The sequence below is a fragment of the Veillonella sp. CNR 79/14 genome (assembly GCF_003992185.1).
GTDB lineage: Bacteria > Bacillota > Negativicutes > Veillonellales > Veillonellaceae > F0422.
In genome coordinates, this window is the sequence record NZ_RQVH01000014.1 from 1 (window position 1) to 17,971 (window position 17,971).

At 38.8% G+C, this 17,971-nt stretch carries 19 protein-coding genes; 4 read left to right on the forward strand and 15 right to left on the reverse strand.

The genetic code is table 11. The annotated features are described in order from the left end of the window. From EO119_RS05670 to sfsA, 6 genes are all read right to left on the reverse strand, one after another. Nucleotides 1–152 (reverse strand): helix-turn-helix domain-containing protein (locus EO119_RS05670; protein WP_126940979.1); only part of this gene is annotated, 152 nt, incomplete at its 3' end. 172 nt (nt 153–324) lie between these two features. Beyond that, the gene (eis, locus tag EO119_RS05675; protein ID WP_126940980.1) at nt 325–1,515 is read right to left on the reverse strand and encodes an enhanced intracellular survival protein Eis; all 1,191 of its coding nucleotides are present in this window, start codon (nt 1,513–1,515) and stop codon (nt 325–327) included. A 121-nt stretch (nt 1,516–1,636) separates the two neighbouring features. Next, complete coding sequence (locus tag EO119_RS05680) at nt 1,637–2,245, reverse strand: LysE/ArgO family amino acid transporter (RefSeq protein WP_126940981.1); 609 nt, start codon at nt 2,243–2,245, stop codon at nt 1,637–1,639. Between the two features lie 187 nt (nt 2,246–2,432). After that, nucleotides 2,433–3,350, reverse strand: coding sequence for a DUF2156 domain-containing protein (locus EO119_RS05685; protein ID WP_052847073.1), 918 nt, complete (start codon nt 3,348–3,350; stop codon nt 2,433–2,435). A 249-nt stretch (nt 3,351–3,599) separates the two neighbouring features. After that, entirely contained in the window at nt 3,600–6,074 is a 2,475-nt protein-coding gene (gene gyrA / locus EO119_RS05690; protein ID WP_126940982.1) for a DNA gyrase subunit A, read from the reverse strand. Between the two features lie 154 nt (nt 6,075–6,228). Next, nucleotides 6,229–7,383 (reverse strand): DNA/RNA nuclease SfsA, encoded by a 1,155-nt coding sequence (sfsA, locus tag EO119_RS05695; protein ID WP_126940983.1) that lies wholly within the window; start codon nt 7,381–7,383, stop codon nt 6,229–6,231. Nucleotides 7,384–7,950: 567 nt separating this feature from the next. Here sfsA and EO119_RS05700 point away from each other — a divergent pair. From EO119_RS05700 to EO119_RS05710, 3 genes are all read left to right on the forward strand, one after another. Beyond that, on the forward strand, nt 7,951–9,138 hold the full coding sequence (locus EO119_RS05700; RefSeq protein ID WP_126940984.1) for a DUF1858 domain-containing protein: 1,188 nt from the start codon (nt 7,951–7,953) through the stop codon (nt 9,136–9,138). 1 nt (nt 9,139) lies between these two features. After that, nucleotides 9,140–9,793: a hypothetical protein gene (locus tag EO119_RS05705; protein WP_009353762.1), complete on the forward strand. Its 654-nt coding sequence runs from the start codon at nt 9,140–9,142 to the stop codon at nt 9,791–9,793. A gap of 94 nt (nt 9,794–9,887) precedes the next feature. Continuing rightward, nucleotides 9,888–10,169 carry a Cro/Cl family transcriptional regulator gene (locus EO119_RS05710; protein ID WP_009353764.1) on the forward strand — a complete coding sequence of 94 codons (282 nt, stop codon included), beginning with the start codon at nt 9,888–9,890 and terminating at the stop codon, nt 10,167–10,169. A 53-nt stretch (nt 10,170–10,222) separates the two neighbouring features. Here the strand turns inward: EO119_RS05710 and EO119_RS05715 are convergent, their stop codons facing one another. The 9 genes from EO119_RS05715 to EO119_RS05755 all read right to left on the reverse strand — a co-directional run bounded on the left by EO119_RS05715 (nt 10,223) and on the right by EO119_RS05755 (nt 17,072). Continuing rightward, complete coding sequence (locus EO119_RS05715) at nt 10,223–10,678, reverse strand: OmpH family outer membrane protein (RefSeq protein ID WP_009353765.1); 456 nt, start codon at nt 10,676–10,678, stop codon at nt 10,223–10,225. 152 nt (nt 10,679–10,830) lie between these two features. Next, on the reverse strand, nt 10,831–11,181 hold the full coding sequence (locus EO119_RS05720; RefSeq protein ID WP_009353763.1) for a GerW family sporulation protein: 351 nt from the start codon (nt 11,179–11,181) through the stop codon (nt 10,831–10,833). 36 nt (nt 11,182–11,217) lie between these two features. After that, a complete protein-coding gene (locus EO119_RS05725) occupies nt 11,218–12,072 on the reverse strand; it encodes a hypothetical protein (RefSeq protein WP_126940985.1) in 855 nt (284 codons plus the stop codon). Between the two features lie 63 nt (nt 12,073–12,135). After that, nucleotides 12,136–12,714 carry a cob(I)yrinic acid a,c-diamide adenosyltransferase gene (locus EO119_RS05730; RefSeq protein ID WP_126940986.1) on the reverse strand — a complete coding sequence of 193 codons (579 nt, stop codon included), beginning with the start codon at nt 12,712–12,714 and terminating at the stop codon, nt 12,136–12,138. A 9-nt stretch (nt 12,715–12,723) separates the two neighbouring features. Continuing rightward, the gene (locus EO119_RS05735) at nt 12,724–13,674 is read right to left on the reverse strand and encodes a M23 family metallopeptidase (protein ID WP_126940987.1); all 951 of its coding nucleotides are present in this window, start codon (nt 13,672–13,674) and stop codon (nt 12,724–12,726) included. A 12-nt stretch (nt 13,675–13,686) separates the two neighbouring features. After that, nucleotides 13,687–14,208: a DUF4446 family protein gene (locus tag EO119_RS05740; RefSeq protein WP_009353585.1), complete on the reverse strand. Its 522-nt coding sequence runs from the start codon at nt 14,206–14,208 to the stop codon at nt 13,687–13,689. Nucleotides 14,209–14,219: 11 nt separating this feature from the next. Then, nucleotides 14,220–15,437, reverse strand: coding sequence for a [FeFe] hydrogenase H-cluster maturation GTPase HydF (gene hydF / locus EO119_RS05745; protein ID WP_126940988.1), 1,218 nt, complete (start codon nt 15,435–15,437; stop codon nt 14,220–14,222). 11 nt (nt 15,438–15,448) lie between these two features. Beyond that, nucleotides 15,449–16,318, reverse strand: coding sequence for a ParB/RepB/Spo0J family partition protein (locus tag EO119_RS05750; RefSeq protein WP_164725687.1), 870 nt, complete (start codon nt 16,316–16,318; stop codon nt 15,449–15,451). Further along, nucleotides 16,308–17,072, reverse strand: a complete 765-nt coding sequence (locus EO119_RS05755) for a ParA family protein (protein ID WP_062402190.1) — start codon at nt 17,070–17,072, stop codon at nt 16,308–16,310. The genes EO119_RS05750 and EO119_RS05755 overlap by 11 nt, the downstream gene beginning before the upstream one ends. Nucleotides 17,073–17,332: 260 nt before the next feature. Here EO119_RS05755 and EO119_RS05760 point away from each other — a divergent pair, with 260 nt between their 5' ends. Further along, on the forward strand, nt 17,333–17,827 hold the full coding sequence (locus tag EO119_RS05760) for a TonB-dependent receptor (RefSeq protein ID WP_126940989.1): 495 nt from the start codon (nt 17,333–17,335) through the stop codon (nt 17,825–17,827). Nucleotides 17,828–17,971 lie beyond the last annotated feature (144 nt).

The window sequence follows — 17,971 nt, forward strand, 5'->3', positions numbered from 1 at the left end:
ATTCTAACTAAAACATCTGTTGTAACATTATCGCCGTTTTTAAGTTTATAAAAAGTACTTTTACTAACCTTTGCTTTTTCCATAAGTTCTATATTTTTCATATCTACATCTATAAGCTTCTTGAACAACTTTTTATAGCATAATCTTGACATACTATTCCTCCGTATCCTATTCGTTGATATATGTCATTAATTTCAATATAAAGTATCGTTATTTCTATTAAATAGTTCATTTTAACGAACTATACCTGTATTATAACATACTAATATACAAATATTTAACAAAAAGCGAACCTCTTTTCTAAAGGTTCGCTTTTCTATATTCTTACCACCATTCATTAATATATGTATTTTGTCTTGGGTAGGCCCGATTCAATACTTCTAATATATCATCTGGTCCTTCTAATTTTTCTTCAAAAGCAAGTTCTGTAGCACTCATACGACCCATGAGAAGTAAGCTCAAAGCACCTACAGAGAATACTAATTTAGCATTAATATCTACATGCTCTTTATGTTTTACTACTTGCGCCTTGCCTTCTTTATAAGACACTACATAGGTACCATGGTTCCACTCACATAATGGATCTTTCACACCGAACTGAATAGCCCCTTCCAATGCTACTGGTACAGGAATACTTTCCATAGCTAATTTGACATCTACAATACGACTCATCATAAATGGCATAGTACTGTGTCCTACTTTTCCATTAGGATGAAAGATATAACCTTGATCCAGCATACCTTCATTCCACCGTACACTATCACCTTGAGAGCGATGATTGTACAAGAAGTTCATCAACGCTTTTTGCGCACGACGCGTAGTATACACAAATTCTGTCACAGCAATCTCAGGTTCCCCTAAGCGATAAAAACAATAACCCTCTAATTGTCCAGAATCATTTTTCACATACCCTACTTGCACGCCTTCTGCAAAAATAGATTCTAATAAGCGAACCCATTCCTTTTCTTTACGCACAGCATAGCCAGATAATGGTTTGGTATATGTCTCATATACTCCTGCTAAACGTTTCCACTCCCGTGGAGACCGTAACATCCCAAAGGACATCGTTTTATCTGTAGTTTCTACTAGTGGGGCCAAATTATCTAGCTTCATTGTTTGTACCCATTGATGAGCGTATAAATCCCATCCATATTTTTGGTAAAACCCAGCATACGATGGCATTAAAATAGTGACTCCTTGTCCACGTTGTTTTAATTCTCCTAATGCTGATTTCAGTAATTTCTTGCCTACCCCACTACGACGTACAATAGGGTCTGTGGCAACTCCCACCATGTAAGACATAGACAGGTCCACACCACGAACACGTATAATATTTTGTCGTAAATGGACGGTACTCACCAAATAACTACGATCGATACCAACCATCGTATTTTCTGGTTCATAAGCAGTATCAAAATAATAGTTAAAAAATGGATGACCTTCTGGCTCAAAACAATAGGCCCACAAACGCTTTACATCTTTTGTGTCCGTATCTTTTGCTATTCTAAATTTCAAAATAATCCCTCTTCCATCGTTATGGTACATTGAAAATAGTCCGAATACTTTATATTAGTATTATATAAAAAAATAAGGGTCTACTGCTAGACCCTTTATGCACTTCTTTTCTGAAAGTTTACTATATATACAGTAATACTCCATCTATAAACAATTTCGCTCCATATCCGAATAAAATCAACCCACAGATACGGTTGATCCATACGAGTTGCGAAATTTTGATACGCTTTGCTAATTTGTGAATAATAGTCGATAATGCTCCAAACCAAGCAAAAGCAGACACGATGTATCCCAGTAAGAAATAGATGGATGACTCCTCAGGAATGCTGGCTTTCACAGCACCGAACATCATCGTCACATCAATAAGTGCCTGAGGGTTCAGCCATGCCACCGCAAAGGCAGTAGTCACAATATTCCAAATTGTCACATTCGTATCCACATGAGATACATTCGGCTCTGAATTAAACACGGTATAGCCCATGTAAAAGATAACCGCTCCACCCAAAAGAAGTACGATGCCTTTCAAAAAAGGCCATATATCAAAGATAGCACCAATGCCATAAAACGCCGATACACTTAAGGTAAGATCGAAAAATGCCACGATTAGAATGGTGGTAATAATACGTGATACCTTTTGTACCAGTGCTGTATTAATGATAAATAGATTCTGCATCCCTATGGGCGCCAACACAGCAAACCCAATCAGTAAGCCTTCCCAAAAATAGGTCATATTGGCTCCTTTCATTCTCTATATCAATCCCGTTACTATCTAGTCATTATATACCTTGACGTGGGTCTTGCACAGTATCAGCAAGCGAACGCAAGGCCACATCACAAGAACAAACGATTCCTTGGTCAGAAAGAAAATAAAACTCCTAGGAACGTATCATATGTCCCTAGGAATTATATACTATTCTCTACACGTTATCCTCACAGGCGCCTTGTTTGATACAACGAGCATCATATTTTTCAGCAAAATGATCTGGGTTGTACGATTCTTTCGCCATGCGAAGCCCTGGTAATCCCATATCTTCTTCACGGTTGATAAACTGTGTATCTACGAACTCATGACGAATAAATTCATTATTGATGGCTTGATATAAACCACGGATAGTTGGATTTGCTTTCTCAATATGAATCAGCGCCATATGTTCATTCAACATTTCTCCAATGGTGAAAGCCTCTACTCGTCCGAACAATTTAATACAACCACCTACAAGACCCAATGCATCCCAATGGTCAAAGAGTAAATTAATAGCTGTTAGTTCATCTTCAATGCCTTCTTCATGATGTGTTTCCACCCATTGCTCTGCCGCTTCACGACATAAAGGAATTGTATTCTCATCAATTGGCATATATTCATAATTAGAATATTGCATACGGAATTGATTTAAATGGTTCTTCTTTTGACGTAACTTTTTACCTGCTAAGGTAATCATATCTTCTGTACGATAGATATATTCAAAGTTATCACGATCAGGTGTAAATTCATAACAATCTGGACACAACTTTTGCATCCGTTCCATCATAATTGGATTAACACCTTTTAATAAAAATGGAATTTGGTTCTCTTTGAACCACTCTTTCGCCATTTGTAATCCATCTACAAACTTGGCATCTTTTCCAGCAAACGGTGGTAACATAAATGGAGATTCTGTCACTCCACCACCTTTAATAAATAACACACCTTCTTCTTCTGCCCAAGTAATGCCATAAATATCTTGCCACATAAATAATGTAGTAAAACTATTATCTGACGCTTCATAATGATGCTCTCCAAAGTACGCATCAATACGGGGCTTATCTTCTAAGGTAAAACGCTTAAAGTCTAAAATAGGACTCGCCTCCTAATACTCTGATTTTATGATATAACATTACTATTATATGCTATTCATCGATAAAATTCAATGCAGAAAAAGCGCCATTGTAGAATTGGTCTTTCTTGCTCCCTTATCTGACAAAATTCCACAAACGCAAGAAGAGCACGACATGTTCCGGAGCAAACCTAACCACTGTATCAGTTTGCGGAGGAATGTGTCGTGCTCTTCCCTTCTACTCAATTAAGAATGGCAAGAAAGCCGATATTAAAACAAGCTTTCGTCTTCTTTTAGATCTTCTCCAGAGATAACCGCTACAGAGGCAATTTTATCTCCTTCGTCTAAGTTCTGTGTTTTCACGCCAGAAATAGCTTTACTTTTCTTCACCGCAATATCATTTACATCAAAGCGAATGATTTTACCTTGTTCAGAAATAAGCATCATTTCATCGTTGTCATTCACGATTTCTACGGCCACTACTTCACCAGTTTTTTCCGTGATTTTAAAGTTTTTCGTCCCTTTACCACCACGTTTTTGTACTGTATAGGAGCTTTCCACATTGCGTTTGCCATATCCTTCTTCACTGATAGTAAAGACTTGGCATTCTTCGCCAGTGCCGTGGATGATGCTAGCGCCTACAACTTCGTCACCAGTATTGAGATTAATACCTTTCACACCACGAGCTGCTCGTTTCATTAAACGTACATCAGATTCATGGAAGCGAATAGCCATACCTTTTTTCGTACCTAGCAATACATCTTGGTTACCATAGGTTAATCCTACGGAGATTAACTGATCTCCTTCATCCAATGCCACTGCATTCAAACCACCGCGACGAATATTGCGATACTCATCAATAGCCGTACGTTTTACAACGCCCTGTTTTGTGACCATAAACAAGTTCACATCGCTAGAGATGCGTTCTAAGTCGATCATGTTCGTCACTGTTTCCCCTACATTAAGAGGTAATACGTTAATGATGGCTGTACCACGTGAATTACGACTAGATGCTTCTGGCACTTCGTAGGCTTTTAAACGGTACGCACGACCTGTGGATGTGAAGAATAAAAGTGTATTATGTGTACGCACATGCATAATTTGCGCTACATAATCATCATCTTTTGTTTTCATTCCCACAACACCTACGCCACCTTTATGTTGGTTGCGATACACATTAGCGTTCATGCGTTTGATATAACCTTGACGAGTTAATGTGATAACCATTTCTTCATCAGCAATTAAATCTTCTACATCGAAGTCAGACGTATCAATCGTAATTTCACTACGGCGTTTGTCGCCATATTTTTCTTTCATGGCAATCAATTCTTCTTTGATAATTTCACGTTGACGTTCATCGGAGACTAAGATTGCTTTTAAATCTGCAATCAACATTAACAGTGCTGCATGTTCTTCTTCGATTTTTTCGCGCTCCAAACCTGTTAAACGAGCTAACCGCATATCTAAGATAGCGTTCGCTTGAATTTCTGTAAGGCTAAACTTTTCAATCAAAGCGGCACGAGCAATATCTGTAGTTTGAGAACTGCGGATAGTATGAATCACTTCATCAATGTGATCTAAAGCGATCAACAAACCTTCCAATACATGGGCACGAGCTTCTGCTTTCGCCAAGTCGAATTCTGTACGGCGTACGATCACTTCTTGACGGTGCGTTAGGTAATGACCTAGTACTTCTTTCAAAGTCAATACTTTTGGATGGCCTTTCACCAATGCTAGCATAATTACGCCAAATGTATCTTGTAATTGTGTATGTTTATATAGTTTATTCAACACAATATCTGGTTGTACGTCTGCACGCAATTCGATGACGATACGAAGACCACGACGGTCACTTTCATCACGAAGGGCCGTAATGCCGTCCACCACTTTATCACGGCTTAAATCTGCAATGGTTGCAATTAAGCGCGCTTTATTCACTTGGTACGGAATTTCTGTGACCACAATACGGTGTTTACCTTTCGTCATAGCCTCAATATGAGCTTTCGCACGCATTTTGATGCTACCGCGACCTGTGGCATAGGCTTTTTTTATGCCCTCACGGCCAAGGATAGACGCCCCTGTTGGGAAGTCTGGACCTTTGATAGCCGTCATCAGTTGATTCACATCTACCTCTGGGTCGTCGATAAGCATCACTAGACCATCTACCACTTCTCCTAAGTTGTGAGGCGGAATGTTCGTTGCCATCCCAACGGCAATGCCGGCGGAACCATTGATCAACAAATTTGGAATCTTTGCAGGAAGCACGGTTGGTTCTTCCAAAGATTCATCATAGTTCGGCATGAAGTCCACTGTTTTCTTCTCGATATCTGCTAGCATTTCTGTAGCAATACGAGACATACGAACTTCTGTATACCGCATAGCCGCTGCGGAGTCGCCGTCAATGGAACCAAAGTTACCATGACCATCTACCAGTGGATATCTTGTATTAAAATCTTGGGCTAAACGCACCGTTGCATCGTACACAGAACTATCACCATGTGGATGGTATTTACCAAGTACGTCGCCGACGATACGAGCCGATTTTTTGTACGGTTTCGACGGTGTCATGCCTGTTTCATGCATCGCATATAGAATACGACGGTGTACAGGTTTCAACCCATCACGTACATCTGGAAGGGCGCGCATAACGATAACGCTCATGGCGTAATCGATATAGGAGCTACGCATTTCTTTATCGATTTGGACTGGCACAATCTTGCCATGACTCCAAGCCTTTTCCTCCATTGTATCACCTCATTTTTAAAAACGAATCTATTAACTAAATTATTATACCATTTTATGCACTTTTTTTCTATCTTTTTACATAAAAATTTCAATATACTCAAATATAAACACTTGTGAACGTATATATTGAATAAATATTCTCACAGTTTTGTAGCTACCTGTCCAACATCATCGTATTCAATCGATTCATTCGAAATTGCTCTACCACCTCGATCATAAATCGTTCATCATGGATAGGATTCACATCCATTTTGAATAAATGTGAATCACAATGACAATCGCTACAGCCAAAGCCTTTCACCTCGTCTACGCTAATAGCCTTCATCGCCTTCGCCAATTCGCATTCTAAATCACTGGAACTACGAATCGGTAACGCAGCAATGACAGTACTAACACTTCGCAAATAATCTAAATGCCAATGTTTCTTTTTCCGCTTCCGTTTGTGACGTTCAATACGTTTTTCTAAATTGGCTTTCGCTGACCCTACATACACATAATAACCGGATTCAAAGTACATGTCTCCTTTACTTCCGATAGTTAAGGTCACTGGCTCTTCCACCTGCAACACCATGAGGTAATCGCCTCGGTCCTCCGCTTCTATGCGCACAACCACATCATTGTACAGGCACTCTCGTACCACCGTAGGCCTGTGAAAATCTGAAGTCCACTGTAATGCCATGGCCTTCCAATCTAATTGTGGTGCCACCTCAATAAATGTCTTAGTAAATTCCAAATCCGTGTGAAAGTCTGGGGAAAACCACAGAGCTCGTCCCCATTGCACTAAGAATAAAATACCTGCACGATATCCCTCTTGCTGTAATTCTTGCAAATGTAGTAAGTGCTTTCGACCTCGTTCTGTCACCGCATCAGGAAACATCGCCCCTTGATCGCCAAATAGTGTACAAGATTTTACTTCCAGTAAAAAATGTTCGCCCTTATCATTAGCGAGCAATAAGTCAAAGCGGCTATGACCTACTGTGTACTCTCGTCGTACCACTCGCCATTCTTCCCATCCAGGAATCAGTTGTTCCTCAATCATGTACTCTGCCATGTCATTACAATAATTAGTGTCCAACATAATGGGAACACCCTCTCGTTCAATACCGATGACACGATATTGTGTTTTCGCACCTTCTTTTGGATGATGCACCACATACATCTTCACCCCTACAAAAAGAAGTTCCCACATACGACCTGGATTCGGTAAGTGAGCAGCTATGATTTGTCCCTGTAATTCTAAATGGACCACAAATCGATTAGGTCTCTCTACAAAGGTAGCAGTCTGTACATTTTCATATAATACTTTCATATATATCCTTATCTTTCTTTTCTATCACTTCATATACAATAGTGAATTCCTTATAACACTTATGGGCTTCATAAGGTATTTAGCTAATGTATTTTCAACTATTTATATATAAATTAAACCACATACTAATATGCTATAACTAACTTAAATAAAACACTCTATAAATATTTTTTACCAACCATATATACACTATTTGTGGATAATTCTGTGGGTATCTTGTGTATACTCTGTGTGCAACTTCTAAGTATTGCAACTATTATACCGAACTGTGGATAACCATGTGATTATCTTGTGTATATTCTGTGTGTAATACGTAACTAACTATATTTTACATTTATTTTTCTCTTAACTTAATCACTTTTTGTGGATAATTCTGTGTGTAACTTTAAATTTTCAGTGTATAAGCCGTGTATTATTTGTGAATAAAAACAGTTGCCTCGGCTACATACAAGATTCACTTCTTATAGTATACTAAGAGCATAGGCTTTCGCCTAGTCATATATAATATTTCATAACTTTGACATACATAAAAATTATCAACATTTACTCAATACTAAGGAGATACACATGGCACAAGTGGCAGGCAATTTACAGCGTATCCGTAATGGAAAACGCACCTATGCGATTACCCCTCGCATACCTGGTGGTTTCGTACAACCACAAATGTTACAAAAATTTATCGATGTGGCAAACACATTCCACGCAACTTTAAAGATTACAGGTGCACAACGCATCATGATTACCAACCTAAATGCAGAAGATGTGGACAAAGCATGGGCAATGCTAGGTATGGAACCAGCACACACTGTATCCAATCGTGTGCGTTCTGTAAAAATTTGCCCTGGTACAACATTCTGTAAACGGGCAAAACAAGACAGTGTTCACTTGGGTATGCAATTAGAACGAAAATACATTTCTAAAGAAATGCCGTCCAAAATGAAAATTGGCGTATCTGGCTGTCCTAACTCTTGCTCCGAAGCGATTACCAAAGATATCGGCGTTATCGGCAACGATCAGGGTTGGCAGATCTATGCAGGTGGTAGTGCTGGCGCTCATCCACGCTTAGGCGACTTAATCACAGAAGTAGCTACTGAAGAAGAAGTACTCACTATCATCGATCGCATGATTGCCTACTACAAAGAAAATGCCCAAATCGAGCGTATCGGCCAATTCATTGACCGCATCGGTCTCGACGCATTCCGAGCTGCTGTGTTAGATACAGTGGATTCCCCAACATCTGCTGCTAAAGCATCCGCTGAACCAGTGGTCAAATTACCAGGTCAAGGCAATGCAGGACTTACAGAAGCTACTGCACCTGCTAACGACAAAGGAGCTACTCCACTTTCACCTGGACAACTCATTACAAAAGATACTATCGTTCGTCATATCGTCGACGTATATCCAGAATTGATTCCTATTTTACAATCCATGGGAATGGGCTGCCTAGGCTGTCCTTCTTCCACAGGGGAACCTCTATGGCAAGCGGCAAATATCCACGGCATGGACATCGATGAATTAGTAGCAAAACTCAATGCAGGTCGCAATGTATCTGAAATTGCTATTACAAAAGATTCCATCATTCGTGATATTATAGATATGTATCCACAAACGGTGCCTGTGTTGCAATCCATCGGTATGGGTTGTCTAGGCTGTCCTTCCTCCACGGGGGAACCATTATGGCAAGCCGCTAGCATTCACGGCATGGATGTGGATGAACTTGTTTCCAAATTAGAAGTCGCACGAAAAGGAGCTTAACATGTCAGCAGTACTGGGACACATTCATTTCTGGTTATACAAAAAAATTCAGCTTATCGCTGAACGCGAACAATTGATTAAAAAAGAGGCACACACTCGCCTCGACGATTTAGCAGATGAGTTATATGCAACCGCTATCGATTTGTATGGAAAACCAATTCCTCCAGATCGCCAATTGGATCGTATCATCGACCATAATAATATTCATGGTTGGTTACACAACCAATTACAAACATCTTCTGTTCGTGAAGCTACTTTTATCAAAGATTTAACTGATTGTGGTGGCGATGATGGCATTGACGCTGTATTAGAAGCTTTTATCAAACAAGGTGCAATGTGCGGTACAGAAGCGAAAGAAAAACTGACAGCTCAAACAGCACCAGCGATCTACACTGTGATGCAAGACTACTATGTGAACGGTATGCCTTGTGACCCAAGTGATACTGTGATCGAGCAAACCGATACTACCTTTAGTTGGTACGGAAATCACCAAAATCAAATTTCTTATTGGAAAACAGCGGGCGTGAATCCAATTATTATGGCCGCTGCCTTCCAAGCATGGTTCAGTGCCTTCGTCAGTCACGTAGCACCGGACTTTGCATTCAGCGTGAACCTTGATGGTGATATTCCTGTATATACAATTGCTAAAAGCTAAGTAGCTTATCCTTTTTATATTATATATGGCAGCACATTCGCTGCAGTGATTGACTTTCACCACTGTGAAAGTCCCCAGAATAGGAGGTTCTACTATGGCAGGAACTGTAAAACAAGAACTAGGTTTAATTTTTGATGGCCCAAACTACAAAATCGTGAAAAAAGGCGGCGTCGCTGGTGATCAAGTGGAAAAACACAATCACCCAGAGGCTAACGTTATCTTCACTGTGGTAAAAGGTAAAGTGAACGTATTCCTTAACGAAACAGAATCCCATATCTTAACACCAGGAGAAGTATTGCACTTCGATGGCAACAACTACATCCAAGCTACATTGGTGGAAGATAGCGAGTTCATTGTAAACTTAATTCATAAATAAGCCAATATAAAAATAACCCTCAGACCTTTCGATCTGAGGGTTTTCTTTATATCTTATTTGTTGATACGTGCTACTACATCTGGCGTTAAGTCGATAACTTGGTTACCTTCTTTAACAGCGCCAGCAGATGTTGGATTAGCCACTAATACATCGATATTTTTTTCTTTTGCAATAGCTTGAATTGCTTCTGCTACTTTTTTATCCAATGGAGCTAATACACTTGCTTCTTCTTGATTATATTTTTCTTGGATGCCACGAACACTTTTATCAAAATATGCTTGTTTTTCTGCATCTGTTTTAAAGTTATTTAGTTTCTTGAATTCACCTTCTAATTTAGGACCGTATTCAGCACGTAATTTATCAATTTGCATTTGGATAGCACCAAAGCCATTATAGCCCGTGTAGATAGCTTCTTCGTTAATTACGCCTACATTAGCAGCGTTAGATACTGTGAAAGCACCAACTACAGCTAGTGCACCTAAAGTTGCAATCTTTTTAGTTAAGTTCATGTATAAGCCTCCCTGTGAGAAATATTTTCATCTATTTATCTAGTATAGCAAAGTTATTTCCAATTAGCAAATCACCTTGCCCCCTTACTATACTTTATATATATGAAATCTAAATGAAATATATTCTACACATCCATATGATAAGTTAATTATTATTTATCCTCACTTACATAGACATATTCTTCTTTTTTCAATTTACTGATAATTTCTGGAACCATACCGATTAAACGATCAAAGCCAGTATATTTAGCAGATCCTTTGATATTGAATAATTCAATGCGTTCCCCTTTGATTACAAGTACAGCTGTTGGCTCTACTTTCGCTCCGCCACCGCCAGCTTTTTGGCATCCCCCTAAACCAAGGGATACGTCAACAAATGGTACAATCGTAGTGTCTCCTAATTGTACAGGTTCACCCACTACAGTTTCCACACGAATCATTTCTTTAAATTGCTCAAATAAAGGCTCTAAATTGTCTTTTAAGTTTGTAAGTTTAGTATCCATCATGACCTCCTACTATTCTTCAACTTCTGAAAGTTTTTATTTTGCACTTTGCTTACGACGTCGATACTGTACAAATGCTTTTACGCTGTCCAGTAGACACTCTCTAACTGCTTTTTTTACTATAAATAGAGTTCCATAGAAAGCAAATACACCTAGCTGCATATGTCCTTTTACTTCTAAACTACCTGTATAGGCAAATTCCGTATAAGTGAAATTAACTTGTTCCACTTGTTTGGGACACACTGTATAGGCTGTTGCAGTAATGAGACCCATTTCATAAGGTTTAGGAATTCCAAAATCCCCTTCTAATCGGAATACTCTAGGACTAGCATGACTAGCACATTGCTTACTAACTATAAACAGTGCTTCATAGAGTTTAGGATTTGATACATGTTTCCACCACCAAAATGTTGGTAAATCTTTTGTATCTTCTTTCTCTTCCGTCGTTTCTTCTTGTGGTGATGTAGAATCTACTGGATCCAAGACATGTCCATTCGCATCAAATCGTACAGATGTTACTGGCTCTGGGCCCGTATATCCAGATAATGGATACGGATCTCTTTCTTCCTCCACGTGTTTTGTGTCTACATCATCTTGCTCGTCGTCCGTCGCTAAGGGATCTAGCTCTTCTTTTACCCTACGATTTAACCAATCCTCGTAATCACGGGCAGAGCCGACTTTCATAGACCCTAATACATAAACTTCCTTAAACAAGGAATGGCCTTGCTTATAGGCGAGATGCACCTTTAACACTCGGTACATCCATTCTAATCGGAAGTCAAATTCATAGGGCTTGCGTGAACTTACTTTCAGACTATATGTGATAGGAATACATAGAATGGCTATGATGACAGCTATTACCAATAGCAATAGAATCATCCATAGTGACACGATACCACCTACCTTTCAGTATGTTATACGATGTTAATACTTAAATTATAACATTCTTTACCCTTAATGCTCAATACCAAGACGTGCTTCTACGCCTTGATCATAATAATGACGATATGACTCCATAACAGTGACTAAATCCGCTTCGTCAAGAAGCCATTGTGGGGCACCACGGCCTGTAAATACCACTTCTACATTTGGATTTCGAGCTGCTAGGAGCTCACGCCCCTCTTCTTCTTCAATTAATCCAAAAAACAAAGCCATATTGTATTCATCTAAGATAACAATATCGAAATCGCCTGTTGCCACAGCCTGTAGAGCTCTTTCTTGACCTATGTGAATCAAATCCTTGTATTCTTGTGGCGGCTGCCCCTTAGGAAAAACGACTACATCATCTCCCCATCGACGCAACTCTTCATCACTTTTCATACCTTCGGGAATAATAAAAAATGGTTTTCCTACTGTTTCTACTGTGATAGGGTCTAATTGATCTAATACAGCATGTTCTGAGTACACCTTAGATTTCATAAATTGAAGTAGTAGCACTTTCTTTCCTACTCCTGCAGCACGCACTGCTAGACCGATGGCTGCTGTTGTTTTCCCTTTGCCATCACCTGTATAAACTTGTACATAGGATTTCATAATTGCCTCCTATTGAATGGGCAAAAATAATAATGGATCCGTAGCCACACCATTCACCCTCACTTCGTAGTGAACATGACTACCCGTACTTTTACCAGTGCTACCCATAAGTGCAATGGATTGTCCTTTTTTCACAGTCATTCCCGCTTGTACTAAGAGTGCTGAGTTATGCCCATATTTTGTAATAAATCCATTACCATGATCAATTTCTATTAAATTGCCATACCCTCCAGCATAGGCTGCATAAGTTACAGTACCTGCCGCCGTAGCTACTATTGTTGTTCCTGTATCATTAGCAATATCTAACCCCTCGTGGAAGGCACCACCACCATAAACAGGATCTTGTCGCGCCCCAAAGGTAGAACTGATGACGCCTTTAGCCGGCCAGATTGATGGCATGTGGCTATTAGCATCACTAGCATCTCCTTCCATGGCTAGCAAAGATTGTAATTCTCTAATATCTTTGCCTACCCCTTCTCTTAGCACATTATATAAGGTATACATAGATACCATACGACGTTGTGCTTGACGATCTAAGCTAGATATACGTGCAGATAGTTGAGTTGTTGTGAAAGTCTTATTTGAGCTTTTGGGAGAAGGGTCCTCTTTCTCTTCTTTATTTTGGGTGTTTCCATCTGCTTTCTGCAGTGTACCAGACTCTGTGCCTTTGATCATATTTCTAATATTTTGATCTAGCTCATCAAGAGTTTTCATTTTTTTATCCAAGACTTCTACTTTTTGGTCTAATAATCGTAATTGCTCTTTTTGTAATTGATTTTCTTGGCGCAATTGCAACACTTCTACTTGTCGCGCTATCCCCCAGATACCAAACCCCAAAAAGATAACTAAAATAGCAATTAATATAATGGCTATCGTCTTTATTTGTTGTTTTGTAAACTGCAAATTCCAGTCATTACCATCTTGTTTCAGATATGACTGCAACCACTTAGGTATTTGCATATAACATCCTTTCTATGCTGACACAGAAGAACTTGCTAACACATCTCCATTGCTTCGTTGTCCCATAGCAGATTGCAAGCTAGCTAACTCTTCTTGCGAAAGACTGGCTAAACTTTTACCATTTACAATTGGTTTTGTAAAAATACGTGATTCATTTCGTCCATATACACTAGAGATGACAATTCCATTGAAATTTCCATCTAATAACGTTAAGGAAAAGGACAATTCATTGCCAATATTTTCAAAAGCATTATATTTCACAAATCCAATATGCTGAAATGTTTGTGCTTGTGTAGATTGAATCACTTTTTGTTCTGATAAAATGGTTTCCCAAGTACTTGCCATATCTCGTAATTCTTTCACTTCAATAGCAAGACGTCGCTCAATACTTTGTCCATTTTCTCCATCCATAAAATATCGATACCGTTTTGTAAGACGACTTACTCGTATATGTAAACTGAACGCATGTAATACTAACAGTAAAACAATACTTCCTAGTATCCATGGTAACCAAGGTAATAGTTGTTCTAACACAATAATCCTTTCTATTCTAATTCATGTTCAAATGGCTGTATAGCACGTTGTAAGATGCCATGTAAGGAGGCTATCAAAACACCATAATTAACAATTGGCACCCCTTGGACAGTGGCTACATCAATACGTCGTAATACCTCTCGACGTGTCAACATACAACCCCCACAATGAATGATAACATCATACTTAGATACATCATGAGGAAAATGTCCACCACTGGTCCACTCTAACTGTAAGTCTGTGTAGCCTTTTGCTGTTAGCCATCTTGGAATTTTTACTGTTCCAATATCTTCACATTGTTGGCGGTGTGTACAGCCTTCACTGATCAATACATGTGAACCCGCTCGCAATTGCTCTATAGCATGTACACCTGCCACTAAATCTTTTAATTTTCCTTTAAATCGTGCCATCAAAATAGAAAAGCTTGTTAAAGCTATATCTTTTGGCACAATTTGACTCACCGCCTCAAAGGCTTGGGAATCAGTAATAACCAATTTAGGTGATTTCTGCAATTGCTGCAATGTAGTAGTTAGCTCCTCTACTTGACACACCATAGCCATACCATGATGATCCAAAATTTCACGAATCATTTGCACTTGTGGCAAAATAATACGACCTTTAGGGGCTGATTCATCAATAGGGCATACTAAGACAAATACATCCTTTTCTTCAATGTAACCACCTAACAAAGATTGTACCTCTTCATCAACTGGTTTTAATTTACTTAATGCCTCTAATAACGTCATTCGGCTTGTACTATCACTCACGTCTGCTACTATGACCTGTGATGTATAAGGTTGTAATTCCCCATGGGATTTAATAAAATCAGATCCCTTGCATCCTTTTACTTCGTTAATCACTACTAAGGTAGGAATATGTCTACTTTCTAATTGTTGTAACCACTCTATATCTTCCGGAATCGGCTCAACATCAGTACGCATCATATACACTGCCAGATCCATCGTTGATAATACTTGTTTCGTTTTGTCTACCCGTAACAAACCTAGTTCCGATGTATCATCAATACCCGCTGTATCTACAATCATCACTGGGCCCAAGGGCAACAATTCCATCCCTTTAGACACTGGATCTGTCGTAGTCCCCGCAATGGGAGATACCAAAGAAATCTGTTGCTCTGTCAGAGTATTAATCAGAGTAGATTTACCTGCATTGCAACGCCCAAAAAAGCCTATGTGCAAGCGATTCCCTTTAGTTGTTTCTAATACCATAGACTTCCTTTCTATTCACCTTCAATATAGCTAATTAAACGCATTAGTTCTTCTTCACTTTTAAAAGAAACTTCAATAGTACCTTGCACTTTTTTAGTATTCTTTAAGCGAATATCTACAGGAGCACCTAAACTATGTTTGAGTCTCTGCATTAACTTTCGTAACTCCGCCGTTGCTTTTGGTTGTGTAGATGTCAAACGTTTCTTCCCAGATTGTAGTTCTTTCACAAGTTGTTCTATTTGACGAGCATTTAAGCCTTTTTCCTTAATGCGTTCCAGCGCTTGTAGTTGCAAATGTTCTTCAGCTAATGCCAATAAAGGTCTAGCCTGACCCACTGTTAGCGCCCCTACTTCCAATTCCTCTTGTAAAAACTCTGGTAATTGTAATAATCGCACAATATTAGCCACATAGGAACGACTGCGACCTACAATAGTAGCAATTTCTTCTTGTGTTTTTTTGAAAGTATCCATTAAATATTGATACCCAAAAGCTTCCTCGATAGGGTTTAGGTTCTGTCTCTGTAAATTTTCTACTAGAGCAATTTCACTCACTTCTTCTGTCGTGTAGTCTCGCACCACCACAGGAATTTTAGTAAGTCCCGCCTGCTGACAGGCACGCCACCGTCTTTCACCAGCTACAATTTCATAATAATCATCTACCTTGCGAACTGCAATAGGCGCAATCAATCCATGAGCCTGAATAGAAGCTACTAAAGTCTCCATATCTTCTTCTGAAAAGCGTTTACGAGGCTGATTGGGATTAGGTTTTATTTTAGTAATATCAATTTCATAGCCACTTTTATGTCCATCTTTAAAAGAACCAGACAATCCAAAAGACCCTAGGCCTTTACCAAGTCCACCTTTTGTTTTTTTAAGCACCACGTTCTATTACCTCCCGCGCTAAAGCACAATATACTTCAGCTCCTTTGGATCGTTTATCATAGATAACAACTGGTAAACCATGGCTAGGAGCCTCTCCTAATTTCACATTTCGTGGTATTGTTGTTGTGTATACAGACTCTCCAAAGTAATTTGTTACTTCTTCTGCCACTTGTACAGCTAGTTTGGTACGTCCATTGTACATAGTAAGAACCACACCTTCTAGTTCTAAATCTTCATTTAATTCTTCTTGTACAAGTTCGATTGTTTTGATTAATTGGCTAACACCTTCTAGAGCATAAAACTCTGTTTGTATAGGAATTAACACGCTATTAGAAGCGGTTAAGGCATTAATGGTTAGCATACCTAAAGATGGTGGGCAGTCTATAAGGATATAATCATAGTCCTCTACGATAGGTGCTATGCACTGTTTCAAAGTATAGCCTTTATCTTCCATAGCTACCAAATCCACCTCAGCCCCAGCTAGATCTATCGTTGTTGGCGCAATTTGCAGAGTATCTATTACTGTAGATTCTATGATATCTGTGATAGATACATCATCTACAAGCATTTCATATACGCCTTGTTCAATGTCTTCTTTATCTATTCCTAATCCACTTGTAGCATTTCCTTGAGGATCTAAATCTAATAAGAGTACTCGTTTTCCCTCTACGGCTAAAGATGCGCTTAAATTTACAGCAGTTGTCGTTTTACCAACGCCACCTTTTTGGTTAGCTACGGCAATAATTCTAGCCATTATTTCACCTCTTTCTTATAGTCTTATCACATTATAACATAGATTGTTGTATTTTTTATGAAAGACACCCGTATTTCCTCATCTTTTTTATATATTTTTTCTGTTTCACGTGAAACACTTTGCTATTTGTGTCATATAATGTTTCACGTGAAACAATCCCTCTATGAACTCACTATATAGAGACTTTTAATCATTGACAAATGGTTTTATATACAGTACGATTTTCATATGATTTATGTTAACTATGAAAGGATAGACTCATGATGAAACAACTGCGTCCTTGGATACTTGTTATCGCCTTTTTATTCTCTCTCTTTTCCACTTCACAATTACAAGCGATGCATGTAAAAGGAAATGAACTACCGGTAACAGACTTAGTAGTAGCAGGTATCCCTGTAGGATCTACTACTGATGCTATTTATAAAAGTTTGGGGGATCCTACCGCTCTTAAACCAAATAGAGTAATTTACGGAGGCATCACCTTCCACGTAAGTAACAAACACTTTCCTGAAACAACAATGATAACTATAGACAACCGAGATGCTGTCACTGCCAGAGGTATCGCTGTCGGAGATAGTATAACAGACATTTATACAAAATATGGTCAACCTAGTATAGTATATAATAAAGAAGGTGTTCACGTTCTTTTTTATGGCGTATATATGCCAACTTACGACTATAGAAAAGGAATTGAATTTGTTACAAATGGAAATTCCATCATAAGAATTAAAATACTCAGCGGTATTTCTCAGTAATATTTCACGTGAAACATCCTACAGGTTAATCACAATACACCTGTGATGAAGTTTATTCAACGCATATCTACATATGCATAAAAAGGAACATGGCATGATTTTTGCCATGTTCCTTTTTATATATTTTTTAAAGGATTTTAAGCC